This window comes from Nonomuraea sp. NPDC049684, assembly GCF_044465345.1.
Lineage (GTDB): Bacteria > Actinomycetota > Actinomycetes > Streptosporangiales > Streptosporangiaceae > Nonomuraea.
Genome location: NZ_JBITLO010000001.1, coordinates 499,055 through 523,721 on the forward strand (window position 1 = coordinate 499,055; position 24,667 = coordinate 523,721).

27 protein-coding genes are annotated in these 24,667 nt (G+C 74.8%); 19 read left to right on the plus strand and 8 right to left on the minus strand.

What is annotated here, in order from left to right; translation table 11 throughout:
• Positions 1–15 precede the first annotated feature (15 nt).
• The gene (locus ACIBST_RS02330) at positions 16–630 is read right to left on the minus strand and encodes a TetR/AcrR family transcriptional regulator (RefSeq protein ID WP_397168361.1); all 615 of its coding nucleotides are present in this window, start codon (positions 628–630) and stop codon (positions 16–18) included.
• A 63-nt stretch (positions 631–693) separates the two neighbouring features.
• Here ACIBST_RS02330 and ACIBST_RS02335 point away from each other — a divergent pair, with 63 nt between their 5' ends.
• Together ACIBST_RS02335 and ACIBST_RS02340 are read left to right on the plus strand one after the other, a co-directional pair.
• Complete coding sequence (locus ACIBST_RS02335; protein ID WP_397168363.1) at positions 694–1,293, plus strand: hypothetical protein; 600 nt, start codon at positions 694–696, stop codon at positions 1,291–1,293.
• Positions 1,294–1,356: 63 nt separating this feature from the next.
• Entirely contained in the window at positions 1,357–1,887 is a 531-nt protein-coding gene (locus ACIBST_RS02340) for a GNAT family N-acetyltransferase (protein WP_397168365.1), read from the plus strand.
• Here ACIBST_RS02340 and ACIBST_RS02345 read toward each other — a convergent pair.
• Entirely contained in the window at positions 1,862–3,283 is a 1,422-nt protein-coding gene (locus ACIBST_RS02345; RefSeq protein ID WP_397168367.1) for a hypothetical protein, read from the minus strand. The two genes, ACIBST_RS02340 and ACIBST_RS02345, sit on opposite strands and share 26 nt — an antisense overlap.
• 124 nt (positions 3,284–3,407) lie before the next feature.
• A complete protein-coding gene (locus ACIBST_RS02350; RefSeq protein WP_397168368.1) occupies positions 3,408–3,929 on the minus strand; it encodes a snapalysin family zinc-dependent metalloprotease in 522 nt (173 codons plus the stop codon).
• Between the two features lie 190 nt (positions 3,930–4,119).
• On the opposite strand from ACIBST_RS02350, the gene ACIBST_RS02355 reads away from it, so the two are divergent.
• The gene (locus ACIBST_RS02355; protein WP_397168370.1) at positions 4,120–5,376 is read left to right on the plus strand and encodes a cation:proton antiporter; all 1,257 of its coding nucleotides are present in this window, start codon (positions 4,120–4,122) and stop codon (positions 5,374–5,376) included.
• A gap of 47 nt (positions 5,377–5,423) precedes the next feature.
• Here the strand turns inward: ACIBST_RS02355 and ACIBST_RS02360 are convergent, their stop codons facing one another.
• The 3 genes from ACIBST_RS02360 to ACIBST_RS02370 all read right to left on the minus strand — a co-directional run bounded on the left by ACIBST_RS02360 (position 5,424) and on the right by ACIBST_RS02370 (position 8,059).
• Positions 5,424–6,974, minus strand: coding sequence for an alpha/beta fold hydrolase (locus ACIBST_RS02360; RefSeq protein WP_397168371.1), 1,551 nt, complete (start codon positions 6,972–6,974; stop codon positions 5,424–5,426).
• A 144-nt stretch (positions 6,975–7,118) separates the two neighbouring features.
• Entirely contained in the window at positions 7,119–7,835 is a 717-nt protein-coding gene (locus tag ACIBST_RS02365) for a YqjF family protein (RefSeq protein ID WP_397168373.1), read from the minus strand.
• Positions 7,832–8,059 (minus strand): hypothetical protein, encoded by a 228-nt coding sequence (locus ACIBST_RS02370; RefSeq protein WP_387670264.1) that lies wholly within the window; start codon positions 8,057–8,059, stop codon positions 7,832–7,834. Before ACIBST_RS02370 ends, ACIBST_RS02365 begins: the two co-directional genes overlap by 4 nt.
• Positions 8,060–8,205: 146 nt before the next feature.
• Between ACIBST_RS02370 and ACIBST_RS02375 the strand changes: the two genes are divergently transcribed.
• A complete protein-coding gene (locus ACIBST_RS02375; RefSeq protein WP_397168375.1) occupies positions 8,206–8,961 on the plus strand; it encodes a ZIP family metal transporter in 756 nt (251 codons plus the stop codon).
• 13 nt (positions 8,962–8,974) lie between these two features.
• Here ACIBST_RS02375 and ACIBST_RS02380 read toward each other — a convergent pair whose 3' ends face one another.
• The gene (locus ACIBST_RS02380) at positions 8,975–9,559 is read right to left on the minus strand and encodes a helix-turn-helix domain-containing protein (RefSeq protein ID WP_397168377.1); all 585 of its coding nucleotides are present in this window, start codon (positions 9,557–9,559) and stop codon (positions 8,975–8,977) included.
• Positions 9,560–9,680: 121 nt separating this feature from the next.
• Here ACIBST_RS02380 and ACIBST_RS02385 point away from each other — a divergent pair, with 121 nt between their 5' ends.
• The 4 genes from ACIBST_RS02385 to ACIBST_RS02400 all read left to right on the plus strand — a co-directional run bounded on the left by ACIBST_RS02385 (position 9,681) and on the right by ACIBST_RS02400 (position 13,020).
• Positions 9,681–10,517, plus strand: a complete 837-nt coding sequence (locus tag ACIBST_RS02385) for an EamA family transporter (RefSeq protein ID WP_397168379.1) — start codon at positions 9,681–9,683, stop codon at positions 10,515–10,517.
• 115 nt (positions 10,518–10,632) lie between these two features.
• Positions 10,633–11,139, plus strand: coding sequence for a PadR family transcriptional regulator (locus ACIBST_RS02390; protein WP_397168380.1), 507 nt, complete (start codon positions 10,633–10,635; stop codon positions 11,137–11,139).
• Entirely contained in the window at positions 11,132–11,797 is a 666-nt protein-coding gene (locus ACIBST_RS02395) for an ABC transporter ATP-binding protein (protein WP_397168382.1), read from the plus strand. Before ACIBST_RS02390 ends, ACIBST_RS02395 begins: the two co-directional genes overlap by 8 nt.
• The gene (locus ACIBST_RS02400) at positions 11,794–13,020 is read left to right on the plus strand and encodes a hypothetical protein (protein ID WP_397168384.1); all 1,227 of its coding nucleotides are present in this window, start codon (positions 11,794–11,796) and stop codon (positions 13,018–13,020) included. Before ACIBST_RS02395 ends, ACIBST_RS02400 begins: the two co-directional genes overlap by 4 nt.
• Before the next feature lie 34 nt (positions 13,021–13,054).
• Here the strand turns inward: ACIBST_RS02400 and ACIBST_RS02405 are convergent, their stop codons facing one another.
• Positions 13,055–13,591: a hypothetical protein gene (locus ACIBST_RS02405; protein WP_397168386.1), complete on the minus strand. Its 537-nt coding sequence runs from the start codon at positions 13,589–13,591 to the stop codon at positions 13,055–13,057.
• 78 nt (positions 13,592–13,669) lie between these two features.
• Between ACIBST_RS02405 and ACIBST_RS02410 the strand changes: the two genes are divergently transcribed.
• From ACIBST_RS02410 to ACIBST_RS02460, 11 genes are all read left to right on the plus strand, one after another.
• Entirely contained in the window at positions 13,670–13,903 is a 234-nt protein-coding gene (locus tag ACIBST_RS02410) for a hypothetical protein (protein ID WP_397168387.1), read from the plus strand.
• Between the two features lie 41 nt (positions 13,904–13,944).
• Complete coding sequence (locus tag ACIBST_RS02415) at positions 13,945–14,475, plus strand: hypothetical protein (RefSeq protein WP_397168388.1); 531 nt, start codon at positions 13,945–13,947, stop codon at positions 14,473–14,475.
• 10 nt (positions 14,476–14,485) lie between these two features.
• Positions 14,486–15,019, plus strand: a complete 534-nt coding sequence (locus ACIBST_RS02420) for a GNAT family N-acetyltransferase (protein WP_397168390.1) — start codon at positions 14,486–14,488, stop codon at positions 15,017–15,019.
• Between the two features lie 105 nt (positions 15,020–15,124).
• A complete protein-coding gene (locus tag ACIBST_RS02425; RefSeq protein ID WP_397168391.1) occupies positions 15,125–15,619 on the plus strand; it encodes a hypothetical protein in 495 nt (164 codons plus the stop codon).
• Between the two features lie 197 nt (positions 15,620–15,816).
• On the plus strand, positions 15,817–17,253 hold the full coding sequence (locus ACIBST_RS02430; protein ID WP_397168393.1) for an MFS transporter: 1,437 nt from the start codon (positions 15,817–15,819) through the stop codon (positions 17,251–17,253).
• Positions 17,250–18,776: an FGGY family carbohydrate kinase gene (locus tag ACIBST_RS02435; RefSeq protein WP_397168394.1), complete on the plus strand. Its 1,527-nt coding sequence runs from the start codon at positions 17,250–17,252 to the stop codon at positions 18,774–18,776. Before ACIBST_RS02430 ends, ACIBST_RS02435 begins: the two co-directional genes overlap by 4 nt.
• Positions 18,773–20,446, plus strand: a complete 1,674-nt coding sequence (locus ACIBST_RS02440) for a glycerol-3-phosphate dehydrogenase/oxidase (protein ID WP_397168396.1) — start codon at positions 18,773–18,775, stop codon at positions 20,444–20,446. Before ACIBST_RS02435 ends, ACIBST_RS02440 begins: the two co-directional genes overlap by 4 nt.
• Positions 20,443–21,996, plus strand: coding sequence for an FAD-binding oxidoreductase (locus tag ACIBST_RS02445; protein WP_397168397.1), 1,554 nt, complete (start codon positions 20,443–20,445; stop codon positions 21,994–21,996). The genes ACIBST_RS02440 and ACIBST_RS02445 overlap by 4 nt, the downstream gene beginning before the upstream one ends.
• A 10-nt stretch (positions 21,997–22,006) precedes the next feature.
• On the plus strand, positions 22,007–22,618 hold the full coding sequence (locus ACIBST_RS02450) for a glycerol-3-phosphate responsive antiterminator (RefSeq protein ID WP_397168398.1): 612 nt from the start codon (positions 22,007–22,009) through the stop codon (positions 22,616–22,618).
• Between the two features lie 27 nt (positions 22,619–22,645).
• The gene (locus ACIBST_RS02455) at positions 22,646–23,563 is read left to right on the plus strand and encodes a DMT family transporter (protein WP_397168400.1); all 918 of its coding nucleotides are present in this window, start codon (positions 22,646–22,648) and stop codon (positions 23,561–23,563) included.
• Positions 23,563–24,663: an alcohol dehydrogenase catalytic domain-containing protein gene (locus tag ACIBST_RS02460; RefSeq protein WP_397168402.1), complete on the plus strand. Its 1,101-nt coding sequence runs from the start codon at positions 23,563–23,565 to the stop codon at positions 24,661–24,663. Before ACIBST_RS02455 ends, ACIBST_RS02460 begins: the two co-directional genes overlap by 1 nt.
• The last annotated feature ends 4 nt before the right edge of the window (positions 24,664–24,667 follow it).

Sequence of the window (24,667 nt, forward strand, 5' to 3'; positions counted from 1 at the left end):
GCCGCGCCGCCGCCGTCAGCCGGGCGGCGGCGCGGCCGGCTCGCCCGCCGCCAGCAGGTCCTCCACCGCCGACAGCGCCTCGCCGACGGGGAGGGCGGGATCGATGATGTGGTGCAGCATCAGCCCGTCGATCGCGGCGGTGACGAGCGTGGCGACGCCGTCGAGGCGGGCGGCCGGCCAGCCGGGGCGCAGGCGGCCGAGGCGGGCTGCGATGCGGCCGCGGGCCAGGCGCAGCTCGTCGCGCAGCACCACGCCCAGGGCCGGATCGCGGGTGGCGCCCACGATCAGCTCGGCGGCCAGCCGGGTCGTCGGCCCGTCGGCCGCCGCCTGGGCGGGCAGGCCGCGCAGCAGGGCCAGCGCGGCGCGCTCGTCGGCGGCGGCCAGCAGCTCGGCGACCAGCGGGCCGACGACGAGGTCGGTGGCGCGGCGGAAGATCGCCTCGCGCAGGCCGGGCAGCCCGCCGAAGTGGTAGTGGATCAGGCCGGGGTTGGTGCCGGCCCGCTCGGCCACGGCCCGCGTGGTGACTCCGGGCCACCCGTGCTCGCCCAGCAGCGCGATTCCGGTCTCCACCAGCTGCTCGCGACGGCGGTCGCCGCGCGCCGAATTTGGCCGGTCGGCCAAGTTGGTCATACGGCCAAGTTAGCACGGCGAAAATGGCGTGCGCCACGGCGGCGGCCGGTGTTGCATGTCCGGATGATCGACGAACCGCTGGACCGCCTCCGCGCCGCCGCGCGACGTACCCGCGAACTGGCCCTGGACCGGGGGGCCACCGGCGTGGGCCACGAGGACGCCGACGACGACGCCGGCACGATCGGCACCGACGGCGCCCTCGGCTTCGACCCGTTCCCCCTGCTCGAAGCCCTGCACCGGCATGGCGTCCGGGCCGCGGTGATCGGGCAGGTCGCCGGCATCATGCACGGCTCCGCCGAGCTGACCGGCGACCTCGACCTGCTCTGGGACGGCCGCCCCGCCCACGCCCCGGCCCTGGCCGCCGCCTTCGCCTCGGTCGGCGCCCGGCTCGCCGACGAGACGGGCCGCCCGCTGCCCTTGCGCCCGGACTCCCTGCTGCGCCCGAAGACGCAGTTCACCTCGCCGGGGGCCGGCGGCGACTGCTGCACCCCGGCGCTGCCCTGGGGAGGGCTTCGGGTCGGCGAGTGCCTGGACCGCGCGCTGACCGCGACCGGCCCCGGCGGCCTGGAGGTCCACTACGTCACGCGCGAGGACCTGATCCGGATGCGCCGCGCCCTGGGCCGGCCGAAGGATCTGCGCCGGGCGGCCGAACTGGAGGCGTGACCAGCGGCGTCCCGGCGGAAAACGAGTCGTCGGGCGTGCGGCGTTCGAGTAGGTTCGCCGTTCATGACTCCTACTCTGCGCACCGAGCGGCTGCTGCTGGAGCCGTACGTCCCCGCCGACGAGGAGGCGTTCGTCGCCATGTTCCAGGATCCGCGGGTCACGCGGTGGATGGGGGACGGCACCGCCACCGAGGCCGAGGACCGCGCGCTGTTCGGCCGCATCTTCAGCAAGGTCTACGCCCAGGACCTGTTCGCCGTCTGGGCCGTGCGCCGGGACGGCGAGCTGGTCGGGCACGCCGAGATCAAGCCGACCGACACCGTGCCGGGCCACGAGCTCATCTACGCGCTGGTCCCGGCGGTGTGGGGGGCGGGCCTGGGCCGGGAGCTGGCCGAGGCGATCGTCGGCCACGGCTTCGGCGCCCTCGGCCTGGCCGAGGTGCACGCCACCGTCGCGCCGGACAACCTCGCCTCGCTGGCCGTGCTGCGCAGGATCGGCTTCGAGCACGTACGCGACATCGCCGAGGACGACGGCGGCACCACCCGCGTGCTGACCCGCCGCCGTCCGCCGGTCACTCCACCGCGCCCGTCCGCGTGAGCAGGTCCTGGTACCAGGCGTCGTACGGATGGTTGGTGGCCGGGTAGTTCGCCGGCGGATCGGTCGCCTGGCCCGCCGAGTCGAAGTCCCAGCCGCGGACGAGCCGGCCCGCCCGCCGCGCGTCGGTGATGAACGACGACTGCCCGGCGGGCGCCGCGTAGAACAGCGCGTCCTGCCGCAGCTCGGCGCTGTCGCCCTGCTGGAACTCGGTGAAGGCGACCTGCCGGTAGCGGATGCGGTCGCCGGTGACCGCGTCGGTGTCCACCCGCAGGGTCCGCGCCGGGGTCGGGCCGTCGGCGCCGGTCCACACGTGCACGCGGGGCGCGCCGCCGTAGGAGGTGGTCTTGTCGTGGCGGGCGTCGGAGGTCCTGGCGTTGCCGCTCCACGCGACGCTCGCCGCGCCGGCGTCGAGCGTGCCGGACCACTCCCAGTTCTGGCTGTTGCTCTGGCTGCGGTGGATCTCCCGGAGCCGGGTCCCGCCCGCGTCGGTGAAGCGGACGGTCGGCAGGACGCCGTTGTCGTACTGGCGGCTGGCGGACCAGGTGATCTCGCCGGCGGCGTCCAGGCGTCCCACGCGGTACCAGAGCGTGGTGGCGTTCTGCGACTGGTGGACCTCGACCAGGTCGCCATTGTCGTTCAGGGCGACGGCGGGGGTGAGGCCGCTGTCGTACCTGCCGTGGCGCAGCCAGGTCACCCGGCCGTCGGCGCCGTACGCGCCGGTCCAGTACCACAGCGCTCCGGCGCCGGAGTCGTGCACCTCCACGACCTGCCCGCGGGCGTTGGCCGCGACGGCCGGGTTCGAGCCGAGGTCGCGCTTGTACAGCGTGCGGGTCGTGCCGTCGCCGGAGATCACCGGGAGCACGCGGCCGCGCAGCGCGTCCACCGTGGGCGGGGTCGCCGGGTAGTCCTCGGCCCGCAGCAGCCGCGGCCCGAAGGCGGCCACGAGCTCGTCGTTCAGCGCGGCCGGGTTGCCCGCGGCGTGGGACGGGTTGTCGGTCAGGTCGTCCTTGAGGTCGAGGGCGACGACGATCGGCGCGGCCGTGGGATGCCCCGCCGACCAGCCGGCGATCACCGCGAGCCAGTCGCGGAGGAGGTTGGCGGCCGGGTTGCCGGCGTGGTCCACCTCGTCGCCGGGGGCGTCGTGGCCGACGGAGTAGTCGCGGGCGGTGGCGTACCCGTTGTCGTGCACGTCGAGCTCGACGAAGCGGACGCCGTGGTCGAGCTGGTAGGCGATCGAGTTCCGGGCGCCGTTGACGTTGCCCGAGTAGCTGTTGTGCGTGGCGCGGAAGACCGCCGAGGGTAACGGCACGTCCGCCGCCGCCTCGGCCGATCCGCTCGCCGCCAGGACCGTGGCCGCGGCGGCGAGGGCTGACAGGACGGCTCTCGAACGGGGCATGCGCTGATCCTCACGTGGGGGGGTGATCCCCCCAGACAATACGATCACGGCCCGCCGGCCAACCCCGCCGGACGAACCGGCGGGGCGGCACGGGGTGGCACGGCGGGGCGCCGCGCGCCGGAGGTCAGCGGTCCTCGTGGACGCGGCCGAACTCGACCGCGGGCGCGGCGCCGGCGAAGTTGCGGTCCACCTCGGCCCGCTCGGCCGCGCTGGGGGTGGCGTTCGTGCAGCTCACGGGGGCGCTGGAGCCGGACATCAGGTCGCCGCAGAGCCCGGTGCGCCGGTCCGGCAGGCCGAGGATGTGGCCGATCTCGTGGGTGGCGATCCGCAGCGGGTAGTAGCCCTGGTCGACCGCCTGGCGGCCCATCCAGATCGTGCCGCGGCCGAGGCCGGTGGGCAGCGTCCTGGGCCAGTTGTTGTCGGCCAGGACGACGAAGCTGGCGGGCGTGCCCTGCATGAGCCGGACGTTCACCACGTTCGCGTTCCAGACCTGGGCGGCCTGGTTGACCACGTTGACGAACTCCGCCGACCGGGAGGCGTCGTACCGCAGCACCCGGACCAGCACGGCGGCCTGGGCCGGGGAGGTGACCAGCAGGAAGGAGAGGGCGAGGACGACGGAGAGCGTGACACGGAGAGACCTTGACACGGATCCTCCTCCAGAAGTTGGGGGGTCCTGTCACGGTAGGCGCGCGGTCACGGGTCGGAAAAGTAGCGATTAGTGCATATTGCCGCGATATGCCGACGACGGCCCCGGCTCGGCGGTCCGAGGGATACTGAGGCGGTTTGCATGCTTAAAAGGAAGATTGTCCTGAGTTGATCAGGGCAGTGGGGCCGGGATGTCCACCCCCGATCTCGTCCTGGCCCTCGGCGGCGCCGCCGCGCTGCTCGCCGCCGTCCTGCCCGGCCTGCTCGCCCGCCGGGCCTTCTCCCCGCCCCTGGTCTACCTGCTCGGCGGCATGGGGCTGTACCTGCTGCCGATCGGGCTGCCCGAGCCCGACCCCGTCGCCCACCGGGCGGCCGTCGAGCACATCACCGAGATCTGCGTGCTGGTCTCGCTCATGGGCGCGGGGCTGGCGCTCAACCGACGGATCGGGTTACGGAGCTGGTCGACGACCTGGCGGCTGCTCGGCTGGGCGATGCCGCTGACCGTCGCCGGGGTCACCGCGGCGGCGACCGGCGTGCTGGGCTGGCCCGTCGCCGCCGCGCTGCTGCTCGGGGCCGTGCTCGCGCCGACCGACCCGGTGCTCGCCTCCGACGTCAGCGTGGGCGAGCCCGCCGACGCCGAGAACGCCGACGACGAGGTCCGCTTCGCCCTCACCTCGGAGGCGGGCCTGAACGACGGCCTGGCCTTCCCCATCGTGTACGCCGCCATCGCCCTGGCCACCGCCGGCGGTCTGGGCTGGACGGGCGAGTGGGCGCTGACGGACGTGCTCTACCGGATCGTCGCCGGGGTCGTCTGCGGCCTGCTGATCGGCCGCCTGCTCGGCCGGCTGTTCTTCCACTCCCCCGCCGAGGAGCTGCGCCTGGCCGAGCGCCGCGACGGCTTCGTCGCCCTGGGCGCCACCCTGCTCGCCTACGGCGTCACCGAGCTGGTCAGCGGCTACGGCTTCATCGCCGTGTTCGTCGCCGCCTGCGCCATCCGCCGGGTCGAGCACGGGCACGGCTACAACAACGTCCTGCACGGCTTCGTCGAGCAGCTCGAACGGCTCTTCACCTCCTGGCTGCTGCTCCTGCTGGGCGGATTCGTCGCCGCCGGCGGCCTGGCCCCGCTCACCTGGCGCGGCGCCCTCGTCGGGGCGCTGCTGATCCTGGTCATCCGCCCGCTGGCGGGCTGGCTCTCCCAGGTGCGGGGCCCGGCCGGGCCCCGCGAGCGCCGGGTCATCTCGCTGTTCGGGATCCGGGGGGTGGGGTCGCTGTTCTACCTGGCGTACGCGCTGGGTCACGCCGACTTCGGCGTGCCGCCCGAGGAGCTGTGGGCGGTGACGGCCTTCACCGTGGTGCTCTCGGTCGTCCTGCACGGCATCACCGCGACCCCGGCCATGGCCCGCCTCGACGCCCTCCGCGAGCGCCTGACCACGGGCGCCCGGGGGTAGGACGCGGCCTCGCGGAGAGGGGGCCGCGAGGCCGCGTCACCATCCGGCTACCGCAGGACGGACGTCCACCCGGGGCGGCCGGGCAGCGGGCTCGGCGCCGGGACCCGCCTGAGCGACAGCTCGTCCGGCGGGACGGCCGGGCAGCGGGCGCCCCGGGCGGGCAGGTCACGGGAGACCAGGTAGCGGTCGAAGGCGGCCGTCGTGCACTCGCCGCGCCCGTAGATGCCGTGCCCCCACCCTTCGTAGGTCAGCAGCCGGGCCTGCCGACCGGCCTGCAGCGCCGTGGAGGCCGCCCACACGTACGGCGTGGCCGGGTCGTGCAGGGCGTTGCCGAGCAGCAGCGCCGGCGAGCCGTCCACCCTGAGCCGGTGCTGCCGGTTGGGCGTGGCCGTGCCCTGGCAGGACAGCGCGAGCGGGTGCGCCGCGGCGCTGACCAGCATGTCCGGCGCGACGGCCGCCGACCTGCGGAGCAGCCGGTCCCAGTCGCGGTAGCCGCGGACGGGCAGCGCATAGTCCTGGCAGAAGACGAAGGTGGCGTCGTTGACGGTCTCCCCGGCGGCCCGGACCGGCGGCGCGAACAGCGGGCTGACCGGGCCGGCGCCGCTCTCCATGGCGGCCAGCAGCTCGGCGAGCTGGCTCCAGGCCGGCCCGTAGAACGCGCCGAAGGCCAGGCCGATGAGGTCGAGTTTGCGCAGCTTGACGTCCGGCTGCCCGGGGAAGGTCAGCTCGCCCCGGTCGGCCCTGGCCAGCAGTTCGCGCCACACCGCGCGGACGTCCCGGCCGTGCAGCGCGCACGAGCCCGTCCGGCCGCACCAGGCCACGAACTCGTTGAAGGAGTCCTGGGAGGTCCATGCCTCGGTGTCCAGGAACGCCTGGGTGCCGAGGCTGTGGTCCATGTTGCTGTCCAGCGCGAGGGCGCGGACCCGGCGCGGGTAGCGCTCGGCGTAGAGCTGGCCGATCAGGGTGCCGTACGAGACGCCGTAGTAGGTCAGCTTGTCGTCGCCGAGGGCGGCGCGCAGGGCGTCGAGGTCGCGGATCACGTACCCGGTGTGGACGTTGTCGAACAGCGGGCCGGTGCGCCGGCGGCAGTCGTCGCTGTAGCGCCGGTTGAAGGCGAGCAGGGCGTCCCAGCCGGCCTGGTCCTTGATCGACAGCGGGTCGGGCGCCTGCTGGGCGAGCTCCAGCGAGCAGGTGACGGGATGGCTGCGGCCCACGCCGCGCGGGTCGAAGCCGACCACGTCGAAGCGGCTGGTGATCTCGGGGGTGAAGCTGAGCCAGTTGTTCACCACGACGTCCACGCCGGAGCCGCCGGGGCCGCCGGGGTTGATCACCAGCGACCCGATGCGGGCGGCCGGGTCACTGGCCCGGCGCCGGGCGAGGGCCAGCTCGAACGTCCCGGCGCGCGGGTCGTTCCAGTCGACCGGCACGGTCAGCGTCCCGCAGTCGACCGCGGGGTCCTCCGCGCACGGCGCCCACCGCACGGCCGGGGCGGCGGTGGCGGCGGTGGTCGCGGCGGTGGTCGCGGCGGACGCGGGGACCGGCGCGAGCGGCGCCGCGAGGGCCGACAGGAGGGTGAGGATCAGGACTGGTCTTCGCATCGGCGACTCCGATCGTCGGGGACCTGATCATCGATCAGTTCCTCCGACAAGACCATCCGACTGGAGGAGGAGACCGGAGTCATCCCTGAGGACCTTCCGCCCCCGGCGGGGCAGCCTCACCCGGGACGCCGTGCGGTCAGCGGGTCACCACGACCACATGCCCACGCGTACGTCCACGCCCGGGGAGGCGTGCAGGAGGGGCGGGCCGGCCGGGCCGGGCAGGCCGGCGGCCCGCAGCAGGTCCTGGTCGAGGCCGGTCAGCTCGACGTGCTGCAGCGGCCACGGCGGGTGCTCGACCTCGGCCGCGGCCAGCCGGCCCGCCACCCTGGTGAACAGCCGGTGGCGGGCGGTCAGGAAGTGCGCGAGCTCGTCCTGCTCGTCCTCCCGCAGGACGCCGCCCACCTCGGCCTCGGCGTCGCACCGCACGTCCGGCGTCCCAGGCCGGCGCCGGCGGCAGCGGTAGCGGCGGCGTCCCCGGTCGATCCGGACCGACATGTCGGACCAGTGGTAGGGCAGCCCGTAGCCGGCGCGCCCGCCGAGCGCGGCCGGCAGCCGTCCCGCGTCCAGGGACAGGAACCAGACGCCGGAACGGCCGCGCGCGTCCCGCACGTACGTGCGGCAGTTGGTCTCCGGGAACGTCGACAACCACGGCACGGCGGGCAGGCCGGGCACCCGTACGTCCTCCATGAGGAACGGCGTCACCCCCACCCACGCCGACCCGTCCATGGTCTCGACGGCGAGCTCGTCCGGCACCAGCTCACGGACCACCTCGGCGGGGTAGCGCCAGTGCAGGAACGTGATGTGCGCCCACCGGTGGCACATCACCGGCAGCGCCACGCGCGGCGACGGCGGCGCCTTCACGCGCTGCGGCGGTGCTCGGCGAGGACCCGGCCGTCGCGCCGGATCCGGGCGGCCCGGTAGGGCGGGACCGGGCGGGTGACGCACGCCCGCGCGGCCGACTCGGCCTCCGCCTGGTCGATCCCCCAGCCGATGGTGTGCCAGCGGTCCCCCGCCGCGTCCAGGGCGGTGATCTCGTAGAGCTGTCGCGCCGGACGCGGGGTGCAAGGGGTGTGGCGGTGCTCCATCCAAGTCTCCTCACGACGGGGGCGGACCGCCGCCTGCCCTACCCGGGGCGTTCCGTCCCAATCCCCCGTTTCCGGAACGCGTGACGGGAAGGCCGGAGGCGAGAGAACCTGAGGGCGGCGGCGAGGACGCGAGAGGATCGGTGCACATGCCTGAGTGGCTGGAAGCGGGGACATGGGGGCTGGTCGCCGGCGGCGCGCTGGTCCTCGGCGCGGCCGCGGCGATGCTGGTGCGGGTCCCGGCGCGGGCGATCGCCACCGTCATGGCCTTCGGCGCCGGGGTGCTGATCTCGGCGCTCTCCTTCGAGCTGCTGGACGAGGCCGAACGGTCGGGCGGGCTGCTGCCCACCGCCGTCGGCTTCCTGGCCGGAGCCTGCGCGTACGTGGCGGCCAACGCGATCCTGGCGCGGCACGGCGCCCGGCACCGCAAGCGCTCCGGCGACCAGCAGCCCAGCGAGGCCGACGCACAGGGCAGCGGCGCCGCCATCGCCGTCGGCGCGCTGCTCGACGGCATCCCCGAGTCGGTGGTGCTCGGGCTGTCCCTGCTGCACGGCGGCGAGATCGGCCTCGCCGTGGTGGCGGCGGTGTTCGTCTCCAACGTCCCCGAGGGCCTGTCCAGCGCGGCCGGCATGCGACGGGCCGGGCGCAGCCCCGCGTACGTGTTCGGCGTCTGGGGCGGCATCGCCGTGATCAGCGGCGTGGCGGCCATGGCCGGTTACCTGACCCTCCGGTCGGCCTCCCCCGAGGCCATCGCGCTGATCACCGCGATCGCGGCCGGCGCCATCCTGGCGATGGTGGCCGACACCATGATCCCGGAGGCGTTCGAGCAGGCGCACGTCCTCACCGGCCTGATCACCACCGTGGGCTTCCTGTCCGCCTTCGCCATCGAGCGCCTGGCCTCCTGACGGCGTGCGCGGCTCACCCCGGCGTCCGGGGGCCGGGCGGGAGGTGGACCGTCATGATCATGTCGCAGGGGCCGTCGCCCTCGCCCCGGTAGCCGTGCGGGGCGTCGCCGTCGAAGGTGGCGGTCTGGCCCGCCTCGACGGGGTGCTCGACGCCGTCGAGGACGAGCGTCATCCGCCCGGAGACGACGCTGAGGGTCTCCACCACCCCCGCCTGGTGGGGCTGGCTGGGGTACTCCTCGCCGGGCTCCAGCCGCCAGCGCCAGACCTCGGCCGGGGCCGGGCCGGTGGTGGTCAGCATGAGCCGGGCCTGCCCGCCGCGCGGCCCGGTCCACAAGGGGGCCACGGCGTCGGCGGACACCACGCGCAGGCGGCCCTCCGGCGGCCCCTGCATGAGGGCCGAGACCGAGATGCCCAGGGTGTCGGCCAGCCGGACCAGGGTGGACAGGTTGGGGTTGCCCTGCGCCTTCTCCAGCGCCACCAGCGCGCCCTTGCTGACCTGGGCGCGCCGGCCGAGCTCCTCCAGGGACAGGCCGGCGCGGATGCGGGCGGCCTTGACGTTGTGGGCGACCGTGCGCAGGGCGCGGGCCGGCTCGGCCATCTATTCACCTTCCTCGCTTCGCGGGCGGACCGGTGAAATGTACTGCGCGGTCGGTCCGTTGCACTCCTACAGTCATTCTAATGTACTCTCTGGTCGTTCCGTTGAATGTCCGGGAGGTGTCGTGATCGCTCTGCTGCTGGCCCTGGGCAGCTCGCTCGCCTACGGCTGCGCCGACTTCCTCGGCGGCCTGGGCGCCCGCAAGGCCCATGTGCTGCGTACCGTGATGGTCGCGGCCCCGGCCAGCCTCGTGGTCGAGCTGCTGCTGTGGCCGATGCTCGGCGCGTCGTTCAGCCCCGCCGCGCTGGGCTGGGGCGCGGCCTCGGGCGTCGCCTCGGCCGCCGTGTTCGCCCTGCTCTACCGCACGCTGGCGATCGGCCCGATGAACGTGCTGTCGCCGGTGACCGCGCTGGTGTCGGCCGCGCTTCCCGTCGCCGTGGGGCTGCTCCAGGGCGAGCGCCTGTCGGCCGCCGGGCTGGTGGGGCTGCCGCTCGCGCTGGTGGCGGTCGTCCTGGTCAGCGCGGGGCACGGCGCGGGGTCGGCGCGACCGTCGCGGACGGCGCTGCTGCTGGCGTTCGGCGCCGGGTCGGCGATCGCCCTCCAGCTCGTCTTCCTGCACCAAGCGCCGTCCGACAGCGGAGTGGCGCCGTTGATCGTGGGACGCGCGGTCTCCTCGGCCGTCACCCTGGCCGCGGCCGGGCTGCTGCGCCGCCGGCTGGGCCCCGACCGGCCCGCGTACGCGCTGTCGGCGACCGCTGGCGTGCTCGACTCGGTGGCCAACCTGCTGTTCCTGCTCGCCGCCCGCAGCGGCGACCTGGCCGTGGTGGCCGTGATCACCGCCCTCTACCCGGCCGGCACGGTGCTGCTCGCCCGGGGCGTGCTCGCCGAGCGCATCCACCGCGGCCAGCTCGTCGGCCTCGGCGCCGCCGCCCTCGCCGTCAGCCTCCTCGCCCTCCCCTGACCCCTGGCGGCGGCGTCAGGAACGCGCGGCGGCGACCACGGCGGCGGACAGCGGAACCACCGCCCACGCCCCGAGCACGGTGACGCGACTATTCATTGAATGTATAGTCGCGATCATGTCAACCGGTCACGTGCTGCTCGGCTTCCTCGCCGAGCGGCCGAAGCACGGCTACGAGCTCAAGAAAGAGCATGATCACCGGCTCGCCGGCGCCAAACCCCTGGCGTACGGGCAGGTCTACGCCACGCTGCAACGCCTGGAACGCGACGGGCTGGCGGAGGTGGCCGAGACGCAGCAGGAGGGCGGCCCCGAGCGCACCCTGTTCGCGATGACCGAGGCCGGCCGGGCGGAGCTGGAGCGGTGGCTGAACGCCGTCGAGCCGTCGGCGCCGTACGTCGCCAGCCCGTTGTTCGCCCGGGTCGCCGTCGCGGGGAAGGCCGCCGACGGCTACCTCCTGCGGCAACGCGAGGCCCACCTGGCCCGCATGCGGGAGCTGACCGCCGAGAAGGCGACCGGTTCGCCCGCCCAGGTGCTGGCGGCCGACTACGCGCTCCAGCACCTCGACGCCGACCTGCGCTGGATCGAGACCGCGCTCGCGCGGATGAAGGAGGACACAGATGCTTGAGGCCAGGGGCCTGGGCAAGTCGTTCGGCGGCACCAGGGCGCTGAACGGCGTCTCGCTCGCGATCGCGGAGGGCGAGATCGTCGCGATCACCGGTCCGAGCGGCGCGGGCAAGTCGACGTTGCTGCACTGCCTGGCCGGGGTCGTCCGGCCGGAGTCCGGCGAGGTCGTCCTCGACGGCACGCGCATCGACACGCTGCCCGAGGACGACCTGACCCGGCTGCGACGCCAGAGCTTCGGGGTCGTCTTCCAGTCCGGCGAGCTGGTGCCCGAGCTGACCGCGGCGGAGAACGTCGCGCTGCCGCTGCTGTTCGACCGGCACGGCAGGCAGGAGGCGATGACCGCCGCGGCCGACTGGCTGGCCCGGCTGGAGGTGTCCGGCTGCGCCGGGCGGCGCACCGGCGAGCTGTCCGGCGGGCAGCGGCAGCGGGTCGCCATCGCGCGGGCGCTGGTGACCGGCCCGCGCGTGGTGTTCGCCGACGAGCCCACCGGAGCCCTGGACACGCTCGGCGGCGAGCAGGTGATGGGCGCGCTGCTCGGCGCGGCCCGCGTCGGCCGGGCCGCCGTCGTCCTGGTCACCCACGACAACCGGGTGGCCGCCTACGCCGACCGCGAGATCCCGCTGCGCGACGGCGCCGTCCTGGTGGGGGCGGAACGATGATCACCGTGCTCGGCATGCTGCACAGGGGGCGCTCGCGGGCCGAACGCGTGCGCGCCCGGCTGGTCGCCGCCGGGGCGGCGGTGGCCACGTTCCTGGTCTGCACGGCCGTCAGCATGGCCGACTTCCGGGACGAGGACGGCTCGCTGACCGGGCTCGGCCTGGCACTGCTGGCCGTGCCGGTCGCCGGCCTGGTCCACCAGGCCAACCGGCTGGCCTCGGCCACCAGGGAACGGCGGCTGGCCGCCCTGCGGCTGGCGGGCGCGACGCCGGGCGACGTACGGCGGCTGGGGGCGCTGGAGGGCGGTCTGCTGGCGCTGGCCGGTTCGCTGGGCGGGGGCGTGCTCTACGTCGTCACCCACCTCGGCGGGCCGCTGCCGCAGATCCCCGTGGTCGTCGTCCTGGTGACGCTCGGCGGGGTCCTGTCGGGGGCCCGCGCCGGGCGGCACGTCGTCACCTCGCCGCTGGGCGTGACCCGCCGCGCACGCGTGCGGGGGCCGCGTGCGCTGGACCTGCTCCTGTTCGGGGCGGGCGTGGGCCTGTTCGTCCTCGGGCTGTCGGTCAAGGGCCGCTTCCCCGTGGCGGGCAAGTACGGGACGGCGACCGCAATGGCGGCCGGGCTGGTCCTGCTGCTGATCGGCGCGACGCTGGCCACGACCTGGCTGATCAGGGCGTACGCCCGCCGGGCCGGCCGGCGGGCCGGGTCGCCGGAGACGCTGCTGGCCGCGCGGCTGGTCGAGGCCGACCCCCGGGCGTGGGCCAGGGCCCTGTCCGTGGTGAGCCTGACGGTCTTCTTCGGCGCGGGCGCCGGGGCCCAGCAGGCCTCCGCAGGCTACTCCCAGGGCCACGCCCTGGTGGACGTCGCGCTCCTGCTGGCCCTGGTGACCTCGTCGATCGCCCTGGTGGTGCACCAGGCGGAGGAGCTGATCGACCATCGACGCTCGTTCGCCGCGCTGGCCGCCGCCGGGGTGCCGGAACGGGCGCTGGGCGGGGTGCTCGTGCGGCAGGCGGTCATCGCGGCGGTGCCGGTGTGCGTGGTGGCGGCCGTCTGCGGGGTGGCCGTGGTGGTCCTCACCCTGGTGGACGTCTACCGCGTCGAGTCGCTGCCGTGGGCGCTGGCCAGGGCCGTCCTCATGGCCGGCGTCGGGGTGCTGGCCGCCGTGGTCGTCGCCCTGGCGGCCCGCCCCCTGTTGCGCGGCGCGCTGCGGTCCGGCACGCGCACGTGACCGGCGTTCGCTGACACCGCCTGCTCCTGCCCGGCTACCGGTGGGCCGCCTCCGCCGGGCGGGCGGCGACCGGCTGCCTGAGCAGCGTCTTCGGGTCGGGGTCGGTGAAGTCGGTCAGGTAGATCTCGTGGTGCAGCCCGTTGGGCACCAGGCCGTGCTCGGTCATGAACGCCTCCATCACCTCCAGCGACCTCTTCTCCTCGCTGTAGGGCCCCTCGTGCAGCAGCTCCACGCACTCGCCCTCGGTGAAGGTGACGACCTGGACCCGGTCCACGGCCGCCCCGGACGGGCGGGCCCGCTCACGCGCCGCCTCGGCCGCCCCCGGCTCGGGCATCCCGGGCAGCGGCAGCAGCAGGTGCCACCGCCACTGGTCGCGCGGGGTCTCCAGCGGCGGCAGCGAGGTGTCCTCCACCCACCACCGCCCCTCCAGCGGCCCGGCGGCGCCGCCCATGGCGGAGGCCACGGCGTACAGGGCGCCGATGGCCGACAGGTGCTCGGCGCCGCCGGGCTCTCCCATGCCCGTGACGTTGAGACAGGTGACGGGATGGCAATGGACCAGTCGCGGGGTCATGGATCCTCCGGGTAGATCTGGGTGGAATCCCCCATAGCGTGGGGTCTCCCCGCGGGGGAGAGTCCAATCAGCGTCATCGTGGCGGCGACGTCCGTCCTGACGTTCGCGTTCGCCCGGCGCGCCCGGCGTGGCGGCGACCGGGCGCTGCTGCGCCTGCGGATCGTGCTCGTCGTGATCCTCGTCGCGGTGGTGGGAGTGCTGCTGTTCCTGCCGCTGCCGGGCTGGATGGTCGCCGAGCAGGGCGTCTGCGGGGTGCTGCTGCTCTGCGCGGCGGTGCTCGCCTTCCGCTTCCGCGCCACTCCCACCAGCTGACCCGCGGCCGGCCCCCTGGGTTCGCCGGGGCCGTCGCGGGGGTGTGGGGGGTCGCCCACGCCGTCAACGGCGCCACGCAGGCCGGCGGGGAGATCGTCGTTCGGGTCGTCCCCCGCCCGGAGGCGGCCGAACTGCTCGGGCTGAGCGGGGTGAGGCTGCCCCGCGGCCTCTCCCTGGGCGGCGGGGAGCTGACGCTGCGGGCCTGGGACTCGACGGCGGCCGAGCAGGTGCTCTCCCGGGCGGACGTGCTGGTGGGCGGCCTGTGCGCGCTCGTCGCCGCCCTCCTGGTCGGGCGGCTGCTGACGTCGGTGTTCGAGGGTGAGCCGTACCGCGGGGGCAACGCGGCGCGGGTCGCCTGGCTCGCCGTCCTCGCGCTGGTCTCGGGAGCGGCCCAGGCGCTGCCCGCGCTCGCGGTGGCCGCGCTGCTCGACCGGGCCGGGGCCGGCGGGACGTTCGGGCCGCCGTCCGGGCTGTCGTGGCCGCCGTTCGCGGGCGCGGCGCTGCTGGCGGCGCTGGCCCTGGCGCTGCGGGCCGGACGCCGGGCGCGCGCCGACGTCGCATCCGTCACATAGTGTCGCGATCATGACGATCGAACTGCGTGCCGTCCGGGAGGACGACCTGGCGTTCCTGACCGGGCTGATCGGCGCCCCGGACAGCAGCGGCGAGTACCAGTGGTACGGCTGGCAGGACCCCCACCGCCTGCGCCGCCTCTGGGACGAGAACGGGATGCTCGGCGAGGACGGCGGCATGCTCGTGATCGCCTCCGGCGAGGACCGGGCGGGCCTCGTGTCGTGGCGCAGGCAGCTCACCTCCCGGGTGTCGTACTGCTGGGAGATGGGCCTCATCGTGGCGCCCGGCTTCCGCGGCAAGGGGCACGGGACGCGGGCGCAGCGGCTGCTGGCGCGCTACCTGTTCGACCACTCGCCGGTCAACCGGGTGCAGGCGACCACCGAGGTCGGCAACGTGGCCGAGCAGCGGGCGCTGGAGAAGGCCGGGTTCACCCGGGAGGGCGTGCTGCGCGGCGGCGGCTTCCGCGCCGGCGAGTGGCGTGACGGCGTCATGTACGGCATCGTCCGCGCCGACCTGGACCGGATCCCGGCGTCTCCAGGCGCCTGACCGGCGGCGGCGCGGGCCTCGGCGGAGATCAACGCGGGCTCAACGGATCCTCAACACCGGCGCCCCTACGTTGCGATCACACGATCTCGCACCAAGGGGGAGCACATGCGTAACCTTGCCGCCCTGGCGGTCGCCGCGATGACGGTCAGCGGCGTCCTGACCCTCGCCTCGCCCGCCGGCGCCTCCGTCCAGGACGCCCGGCAGGCGTCGCGGACGCAGGCCGCCGGCCCGATCAACTACTCGTGCGGCGCGCGGCTGCGGGTCAGCCGGGACGTGCCCAAGCCCTGGCACCGCATGACGAAGGCGAAGGGCCGCCGCGGCATGGTCTACCTGTACGAGGCCGACGGCGTCTACCGCGGCCGGAACGTGTGGTGGGCGTGGGGCACCAGCCTGCGCTCCGGCGACCGCATCTCCATCGACTGGACCGACGACGGGGGCCGCACCTACCACGCCTGCCACGCGGTGGTCAGGGGCGGCGGACGCCGCAGCGTCACGTCCTTCGCGGTGGACGCCCCGGACGGCCGCAAGTTCCGCGCCTGTGTGAAGGCCGCGGGCAAGTGGTCGTGCACCCGCCGCTGGTGGGAGATCAGGTACTCCTGACCGACGGGTGCGCCGGGTAGGGCGTGCGAGCTGCGGCTTTGCGACCGCGACCGCTTGACATACCGGACAACCGGCACATAGTGTCCCGTCAATCGGCAGGCACAGACGAAGAGATCCCTGTCAGTGGTCTTCGTCTGTGCCTTTGTCGTATCCGGACCGCTGGCAAGGGATCACACCCCCCTGAAAGGCGGCTGGGCATGAGCGACGCCCCCGTGCAGAACACCTCGGTCACGCGGATCCGCAACGCCGGAGACGCGGCCGACGTCATCAACACCCTGACGAGGCTGGCCGGCCGGGCCAACTGGATCTGGTTCCTCGCCCTGGCGGGTCTGTTCCTGGACGCCTACTCCAACGCGGCCCTGGGCGCCGGCCTGTCCCCCATGGTCAAGCAGCTCGGCCTGTCGCCGGGCCAGGTGGGCGTGCTCACCGCCATGGCGCCGGCCATCGCCATCATCTCCAACCCGTTCGGCGGCTGGCTGGCCGCCCGGATCGGCCGGGTCAAGCCGCTGCTGCTGACCAAGGTGGTGTTCGCGCTCGGCGCGCTGCTGACCGCGGCCGGCTCCGACTTCCAGACCGTCTTCGCCGGCCGCGGCCTGGTCGGCATCGCGTACGGCATCGACTTCGCGGTGGCCATGGCGCTGCTGGCCGAGTACACGCCGTCCGCGCTCAAGGGCAGGCTCAACTTCTGGCAAGGCGTCTGGTACACCGCCACCACCACGAACCTGCTGCTCACGCTGGTGTTCTACCGTTTCGACGTGGGCGCGGACATCTGGCGCTGGTCGGTGGGCTCCTCGGCGGCCTTCGCCGTCGTGCTGCTGGTCCTGCAACTCATGTTCCTGGTGGAGAGCCCGACGTGGCTGGCCGCCAAGGGCCGGCTGCGCGAGTCCGCCGCGGCCCTGCGCCGCATGTACGGCTTCGCCGTCCAGGAGGACGGCCGCGAGGGCGGCGGACCGGCCGAGCAGGGACGCCAGGTGGGGTTCGGTGACGCGGGCGTGCTGTTCCGCAGGCCGTACCTGCCGCGCACCGTGTTGTCCACGGTCATCTCGCTCACCCAGGCCATGCAGTACTTCGCGGTCGGCTGGTACCTGCCGGTGATCAGCCTGGAGCTGTTCGGCAAGGAGTTCGAGAAGGCCACGATCGGGTCGATGGCGTTCAACGCGGTCGGCATCGTCGGCGGGTGCCTGGCCGCCTACACGGGCCGCCGTCTCGGCCTGCGGATCAGCTCGATGGCCGGGTACGCGGTGGTGTTCGTGGCGCTGCTGGTGATGGGCGCGACGTTCAAGGAGCTGCCGGTCGCGCTGGCCGCGCTGCTGCCCGTGCTGTTCATCTTCTTCCACTCCGCCGGGCCCGGCCCGAACGGCAAGTCGATCGCCGCGCTGTCCTACCGCAGCGACATCCGCACCCTGGGCACCGGCGTGACCGGCATGCTCGGCAGCCTCGGCTCGGTCGCCGGCCTGTACCTGTTCCCGCAGTTGCAGGCGGGCATCGGGGTCGGCGCCAGCCTCATGGTGCTGTCGGTGGTGCCGCTGGTCGGCCTGGTCACCTGCCTGCTGATCAAGTGGGACCCCACCCGCGTGGCGGTCAACCTGGAGGAGGAGGAGATCGCGCTGCGGAAGAGGGACGAGCGCCGATGACCGGCCCTACCCGGCGGGGGATCCTCAGCGTCGACGAGGGCACCACGGGCACGCGCGCCGCGGTCGTCCTGGACGACGGCTCGGCGGCCCCGCCCGCCTACCGGCCCATCTCGGTCCACTCCCCCGACCATCTGCGGGTCGAGCAGGACGCCATGGAGATCTGGGCGAAGACCGCCGAGGTCTGCGCGCAGGCCCTGGAGTGGGCGCGGGCGCACGACGTCGAGGTCACCGGCGTGTCGATCGCCACCCAGCGCGCCACCGTGCTGCTGTGGGACACCGTCACCGGCGAGCCGCTCACCCCCGCCGTGGTCTGGCAGGACCGCCGCTACGCCGCCCGGCTGCGCGAGTGGGAGCCCGCCTGGGACGCCCGCCTGGTCGAGCACACCGGCCGGCCGGTCGGCTCGCGCGCCCCGCTGCTGTGGGCCGCCGACGTGCTGCGCGACGACCCGGCCGCGCGCCGGGCGCACGAGGCGGGACGGGTGGCGTTCGGGTCGGTCGACACCTGGCTGGTGTGGCGGCTGACCGGCGGCGCGCGGCACGTCATGTCCGCCACCAACGCGGTCGCCGCCGGCGCCTACGACCTGCGCACCGGCGACTGGTACGAGCCCTGGCGGGACTTCCTCGGCTGCCCCCGCGACGTCCTGCCGCAGATCCTGGACGAGGACGGCGACTACGGCCACACCGACCCGACCGTGCTCGGCGTGCGGCTGCCGGTGTTGTCGGTGATGGGCGACCAGCACGCCGCGATGATCGCGCTCGGCGCGCACCGGCCGGGCCAGGCGATGTGCGTGCACGGCACGGGAACGTTCCTGGACGCCGTGGCCGGCGACCGGCCGCCCGCCCATCGCCGGGCGGTGCCGGGGGTGCTGACGCTGGTCGGCTGGCGTTCGCGCGGCACGGCGGTGTTCAGCCTGGAGGGCTACGCCGCCACGACCGGCTCGGCGGTGCGCTGGCTGTGCGAGGAGATCGGGCTGTTCGACTCGCCCGCCCAGCTCACCGCGCTGGCCCGCGAGCATCCCGGGCCCAGCCGGGTGCGTTTCCTGCCCGCGCTGGCCGGGATGCGCACCCCGGTCTGGTCGCCCGAGGCCACCGGCGTCCTGACCGGGCTCAGCCTGTCCACCACCCGGGCCGAGCTGGCCCGGGGCGTCCTGGAGGGCATCGCGCACTCGGTGTGCGACCTGCTGGACGGGGTGGAGCAGGCGCTCGGCGCGCCGGTCACCGATCTGTTCTGCGGCGGCGGCCTGGCCAGCAGCGACGTGCTGATGGCGAGCCAGGCCGACCTCGTCGGGCGGCCGGTCCGCCGCGCCCGCGCCAACGAGACGGCCAGCCTGCGCGGCGCGGCCTACCTCGGGGGCGTGCGCGCGGGGCTCTGGCCCGACCTGCCCGCCGCCCTCGCCGGGCTCGGCGACGTCCCCGTCTTCGAGCCCACGATGCCCGACGCCGCCCGCGAGGAGGCCCGCGCCGCCTGGCGTGACCTGCTCACCCGGCACATCCCGTACCAACAGGAGGAGTCCCCCTCGTGATCCGGCTTCCAGAACGCAAGCCCAGATCGGAGACCAGGAGCGCCATCCGGCGCACCCCGCTGCGGCTGGACCGTCAGGCGCAGATCGAGCGGCTGGCCGCCAGGCCGGTGGACGTGCTCGTCGTCGGCGGCGGCGTGACCGGCTGCTACGCCGCGCTGGACGCCGCCACCCGCGGCCTGCGCGTGGCGCTGGTGGAACGCGACGACTTCGCCTCGGGCACCTCCTCCAAGTCCTCCAAGATGGTCCACGGCGGCCTGCGCTACATCGAGCAGGGCAACCTGCCGCTGGTGCGCCGCTCGCTGCTGGAGCGCCAGCGCTTCCGCCGCAACGCGCCCCACCTGGTGCGGCGGCTGCCGTTCGTGCTGCCGATCCTGGCGGAGGACGGCGTCTTCGACGCCCGCATCGCCAAGGCGTTCGAGGGCCTGCTGTGGACCTACGACCTGGCGGGCGGCTGGCGCATCGGACGGCTGCACCAGCGGCTCAGCGTGGCCGAGGTGCTGGCCAGGGCGCCGCGGCTGCGCGCCGACCGGCTCAAGGGCGGCCTGCTCTACTACGACAGCCGCACCGACGACGCCCGCCTGACCCTGACCATCGCCAGGACCGCCGCCCACTTCGGCGCCACCGTGCTGAACGGCGCCACCTGCCGCGAACTGGTCAAGGAGGGCGGCCGGGTGCGCGGCGCCCGCGTCGAGGTGGACGGCCGCACGGTCGAGGTGCGCGCCGCGGTCGTCGTCAACGCCACCGGCGTGTGGACCGACACCGTGGACGCGCTGTCCGACCCGGCGCACCGGCCGCGGGTGCGTCCGGCCAAGGGCGTGCACATCGTGGTGCCGTGGACGCGGCTGCCGGTGGACGGCACGGTGACCGTCCCGGTGCCCGGCCGGGCCCGCCGCGCCACCTGCACCCGCTGGGGCGACGTGGTCGTGGTCGGCACCACCGACACCGACTACGACGGCTCGCCCGACGAGGTGCTGTGCACCCGCGAGGAGATGCAGTACCTGCTCGACGGCGCCAACACCGCCTTCGACGCCGACCTCACCCCGGACGACGTGATCGGCTCGATCGCCGGGCTGCGCCCGCTGGTCGGCGAGAAGGAGGGCGCCACGCTCGACATGAGCCGCGACCACCGGATCACCACCGACGGCTTCGGCCTGGTCACGGTCACCGGCGGCAAACTGACCACCAGCAGGCACATGGGCGAGCTGGCCGTGGACGAGGCGCTGAAGGTGCTCGGCCGCAAGGCCCGCTGCCGCACCGCGCGGCTGCCACTGCTCGGCGGCGCGGGCTACGACGCCGAGGCGACCACCGCGACCGGCGGGCTCGGCGCCCACCTGGGCGAGCGGTACGGCACCGAGGCCAGGTTCGTCGCCGACCTGATCGGCGAGGACCCGTCGCTGGCCGGGCCGGTCGTGGAGGGCAGCGAGTACCTGCGGGCCGAGGTGGTCTACGCGGCCCGCTGCGAGCTGGCCAGGAACGTGGACGACGTGCTGTCGCGGCGCACCCGGATGCGGGTCTTCGCCCGCGACCTGTCGGTCAAGGCGGCTCCCGAGGTGGGCCGGCTGCTCCAGCGCGAGCTCGGCCTCTCCGACGACGAGGTGGCCCGGCAGGTCGAGGACTACGTGCGCGGCGTGGACCGCGAGAAGAGCGTTCTGATGGAGGGACTTTCATGATCAGCAGGCAGACCGTCACCCACCCGTTCAACCGCGGCGACTACGTCGTGGGCGCGCCCACGCCGCCGCGCTGGGCCGCCGACTGCCCGCCGGGGAAGGGCCCGGCCAGCCTGCAGGACCAGGTCGTGCCGGTTCCCGAGAGCGTCGTGGCCGAGCTGCGCGCGCTGGGCGTCGCCGTGCACACCGAGCGGGACGAGGTGGTCCTGCGCACCCGCGACTGGTGGGCGGGCACCTCCATCGGCGAGACCGACGGGCGCCCGGCCACGCCGGAGGCGGTCGTCGTCGAGGTGGACGACGAGCAGCAGGTGGCCGCCGTGGTGCGGATCTGCCACGAGCACCGCATCCCGCTGACCGTCTCGGCCGGCCGCAGCAACGTGCTGGGCGCCGCGCTGCCCGTGCACGGCGGCGTCGTGCTGGACGTGTGCCGGCTCAACCGCATCCTGTCCTTCGACGCCGAATCCATGATCGTCGAGGTGCAGGCGGGCATGTTCGGCGACCTGTTCGAGAAGGAGCTGCAGGAGACGCACGGCGCCACCACCGGCCACTGGCCGTCGGCGTTCGCCATCTCCACCGTCGGCGGCTGGGCCGCCTGCCGCGGCGCGGGCCAGCTCTCCACCCGCTACGGCAAGATCGAGGACATGGTGGTCGGGCTGGACGTGGTGCTGCCCGACGGCACCACCGCCGGCTACGGCACCTACCCGCGCGCCGCAGTGGGCCCCGACCTGCGCCAGCTGTTCATCGGCTCGGAGGGCACGCTCGGCGTCATCACCCGGCTGCGGCTGCGCACGCACCGGCTGCCCGACTACGCGGTGGGCATCGCCTACGGCTTCGACACCTTCGCCGCCGGGCTCGACGCCTGCCGGGAGATCCTGCAGCGCGGCGCCACCCCGGCCGCGCTGCGCCTGTACGACGCCCACGAGAGCGGCACCCACTTCGGCGAGCCCGGCACCAACCTGCTGCTCGTCGCCGACGAGGGCGACCCGGTGCTGGTCGACGCCGTCATGAAGATCGCCGAGGAGGTCTGCGCCGAACGCGCGTCGGTGAAGCTGGACGGCGACGCCGTCTTCGCCCGCTGGCTGGACGAGCGCATGATCGTCGGCAAGGCCGCCGACGGCTTCGTCCGGGGGCCGGGGTTCGTCTCCGACACCTGCGAGATCGCCGGGCCGTGGGCCGCGCTGCCCGCCCTGTACGACGAGGTCGTGGCCGCCATCGAGGCCGTCCCCGGCACGCTGCGCGCCTCGGCCCACCAGTCGCACGCCTACACCGACGGCGCGTGCCTGTACTTCTCGCTGCGCGGCGACGTCGAACGCGACCAGCGGCGCGCCTGGTACCGGGCCGCCTGGGACGCCGCCGCCGAGGTGCTCGTCAGGCACGGCGCGGCGATCAGCCACCACCACGGCGTCGGCCTGCTGCGCTCGCCGTACATGCGGGACGCGCTGGGCAGCGGCTATCCCACGCTGGTGGCGGTCAAGCAGGCGCTGGACCCGCGGGGCATCATGAACCCCGGCAAGCTGGGGCTGCCCGCGTCCTTCGAAAACCCGGCGCACTAAGGTGGATGCGGTGAACGCTCGACACAAGGCCCCGCTGGATCAGCGCCTGCTCGCCGCGCTGGCCGAGCATCCCGTCGCCGCGTCGCTGGTGGGGGTGGAGATGGTCGAGCGGTTCACCGCCTCCCCCACGCCGATCGGCATCCTGGCCTCGATCCCGCTCGGCGACCTGGCGGCCACGGTCAGTCGCACGGTGGCCGCCCGCAAGATCGGGCTGGTCAACATCGACTCGACGCCCGGCCTGGGGCACGACCCCGGTGCGCTGGCGTACCTGCAGAGCATCGGCGCGGTCGGGATCGTCTCCACGCGGCAGGCGATGATCGAGCGGGCCGCCGGGCTCGGGCTGCTGACCATGCAGAAGGTGTTCGTCACCGACCGGTCCAACCTGCGGCGCAGCCTGCAGTCCATCACCCGGTCGCGGCCCGACCTGGTGCAGCTCATGCCGGCCATGGTGCTGCGGCACGTCGAGCGGCAGGTGCGGGCGGTCGGCGTGCCGTGCCTGGCCGCGGGGTTCGTGCAGAGCGCGGACGACGTGGTGGAGGCGCTGCGGCACGGGGCCGTCGGCGTGTGCACCTCCGACGAGGAGCTGTGGGGGCTGCGCCGCTCGGCCCTGCGCGCCTCCTGATCCGTCTTCATCCGGAAGGACCTTGCGATGACGCCTGCCCGCGTGCGGGAGACCGCCGCCCCCACGGCGCCCGTCGGGCGCGCCGGGAGGCGGTGGCCGGTGGCGCCCGGGGTGTTCGTCGTCCTGTGGAGCAGCGCGTTCATCGCGGGCATCCCGGGGGTCAGGGCGGCGCCGCCGCTGTTGCTGATGTTCGGCAGGTTCGCCGTCGCCGGGGTGCTGCTGGGGGCGTACGCGCTGGTCAGGCGGGTGCCGTGGCCCCGGGGGCGGGACCTGGCGCACGTGGCCGTGGCCGGGCTGCTGATCCAGGCCGTGCAGTTCGGCGCCTTCTACAGCGCGCTCGGCGCCGGCCTGCCGGCCGCGGTCGTGTCCCTGGTGCAGGGGCTGAACCCGGTGGTCATCCTGCTGGTCGGCCGGGTGCTGGGCGAGCGGGTCGGCGCCGGGCAGTGGGCCGGGTTCGCGCTCGGCCTGGCCGGGGTGGTCCTGGCGGTGGCCGACCGGATCAGCCTGTCCGCCTCCGGGGTGGCGCTGTGCCTGCTGGGGCTGGCCGGGCTCAGCGCGGGCACCCTCTACCAGCAGCGGTACGCCCCCCGCATGGACGCGCTGAGCGGCACCGCGGTGCAACTGCTGGTCAGCGCCCCCGCCGCCGGGCTGGCCTGCCTGGCGCTCGGCCCGGTCCGGGTGTCGGACTGGACGGCGTTCGGGCTGTCGGTCGGCTGGATGGCGCTGGTCAACTCCATCGCGGCGTTCATCCTGCTCAACCGGATGCTGCTGCGCTCCCCCGCCAGCCGGGTGAGCACGGTGTTCTTCCTGACCCCGGCCGTGACCGCCGTCCTGGCCTGGTCGCTGGCCGGGCAGCCGCTGCCCCCGCTCGCCGTGGCCGGGCTCGTCCTGGGCGGCTGCGGGGTGCTGCTGGCCAACCTCTCGACACGAAGAAGGGCGAACTGATGCGCATTCGCGGCGCGGTCCTGGAGGAGATCGGCCGGTCCCGGCCCTACGCCGGGTCGCGGCCCCTGACGGTCTGCGACCTCGAACTCGACCCGCCGGGGCCGGGCGAGCTGCTGGTGCGGGTCGAGGTGGCCGGCGTGTGCCACTCCGACCTGTCGGTGGTGGACGGCAACCGGGTGCGTCCCACGCCCATGCTGCTCGGCCACGAGGCGGCGGGCGTGGTGGAGCAGACCGGCCCGGGCGTCGACGACCTCGCCCCCGGGCGGCGCGTCGTGATGACCTTCCTGCCCAGGTGCGGCGGCTGCGCCGGCTGCGCCACCGAGGGCGTGACGCCCTGCGTGCCCGGCAGCGCCGCCAACAACGACGGCACCCTGCTGAGCGGCGCGATCCGCCAGCACAGGGACGGCGTCGCCGTGCTGCACCACCTCGGGGTGTCGGCGTTCGCCACGCACGTGGTGGTCGACCGGCGCTCGGTCGTCCCGGTCGATCCCGACGTGCCGGCCGAGGTCGCCGCCCTGCTCGGCTGCGCCGTGCTGACCGGCGGCGGCGCCGTGCTCAACGCCGGCCGGCCGCGCCCCGGGCAGACGGTCACGGTCGTCGGGCTGGGCGGCGTGGGCATGGCGGCGCTGCTGACCGCGCTGGCCCTGGACGGCGTCCGGGTGATCGGCGTGGACGCCAACCCGGCCAAGCTCGCCACCGCCCGCGAGCTGGGCGCGCACGAGGTGTACGGCCCGGACGACCTGCCCGGCGAGGCGGACGTCGTGGTCGAGGCGGCGGGCAGCGCGCGGGCGTTCGAGACCGCGGTGACCGCGACGGCCCCCGGCGGCCGCACCGTCAGCGTGGGCCTGCCCGCGCCCGGCGCCCGCGCCTCGATCTCGCCGCTCGCGCTGGTGGCCGGCGGGCGCAGCATCATCGGCAGCTACCTGGGCTCGGCGCTGCCCGCCCGCGACATCCCGGTGTTCGCCCGGATGTGGCGCGAGGGCCGGCTGCCGGTCGAACGGCTGGTCTCGGCCCGGATCGGCCTGGCGGCCGTCAACGAGGCGATGGACCAGCTCGCCGAGGGCGCCGCCCTGCGCCAGCTCATCGTCTTCGACGGCTGACCGC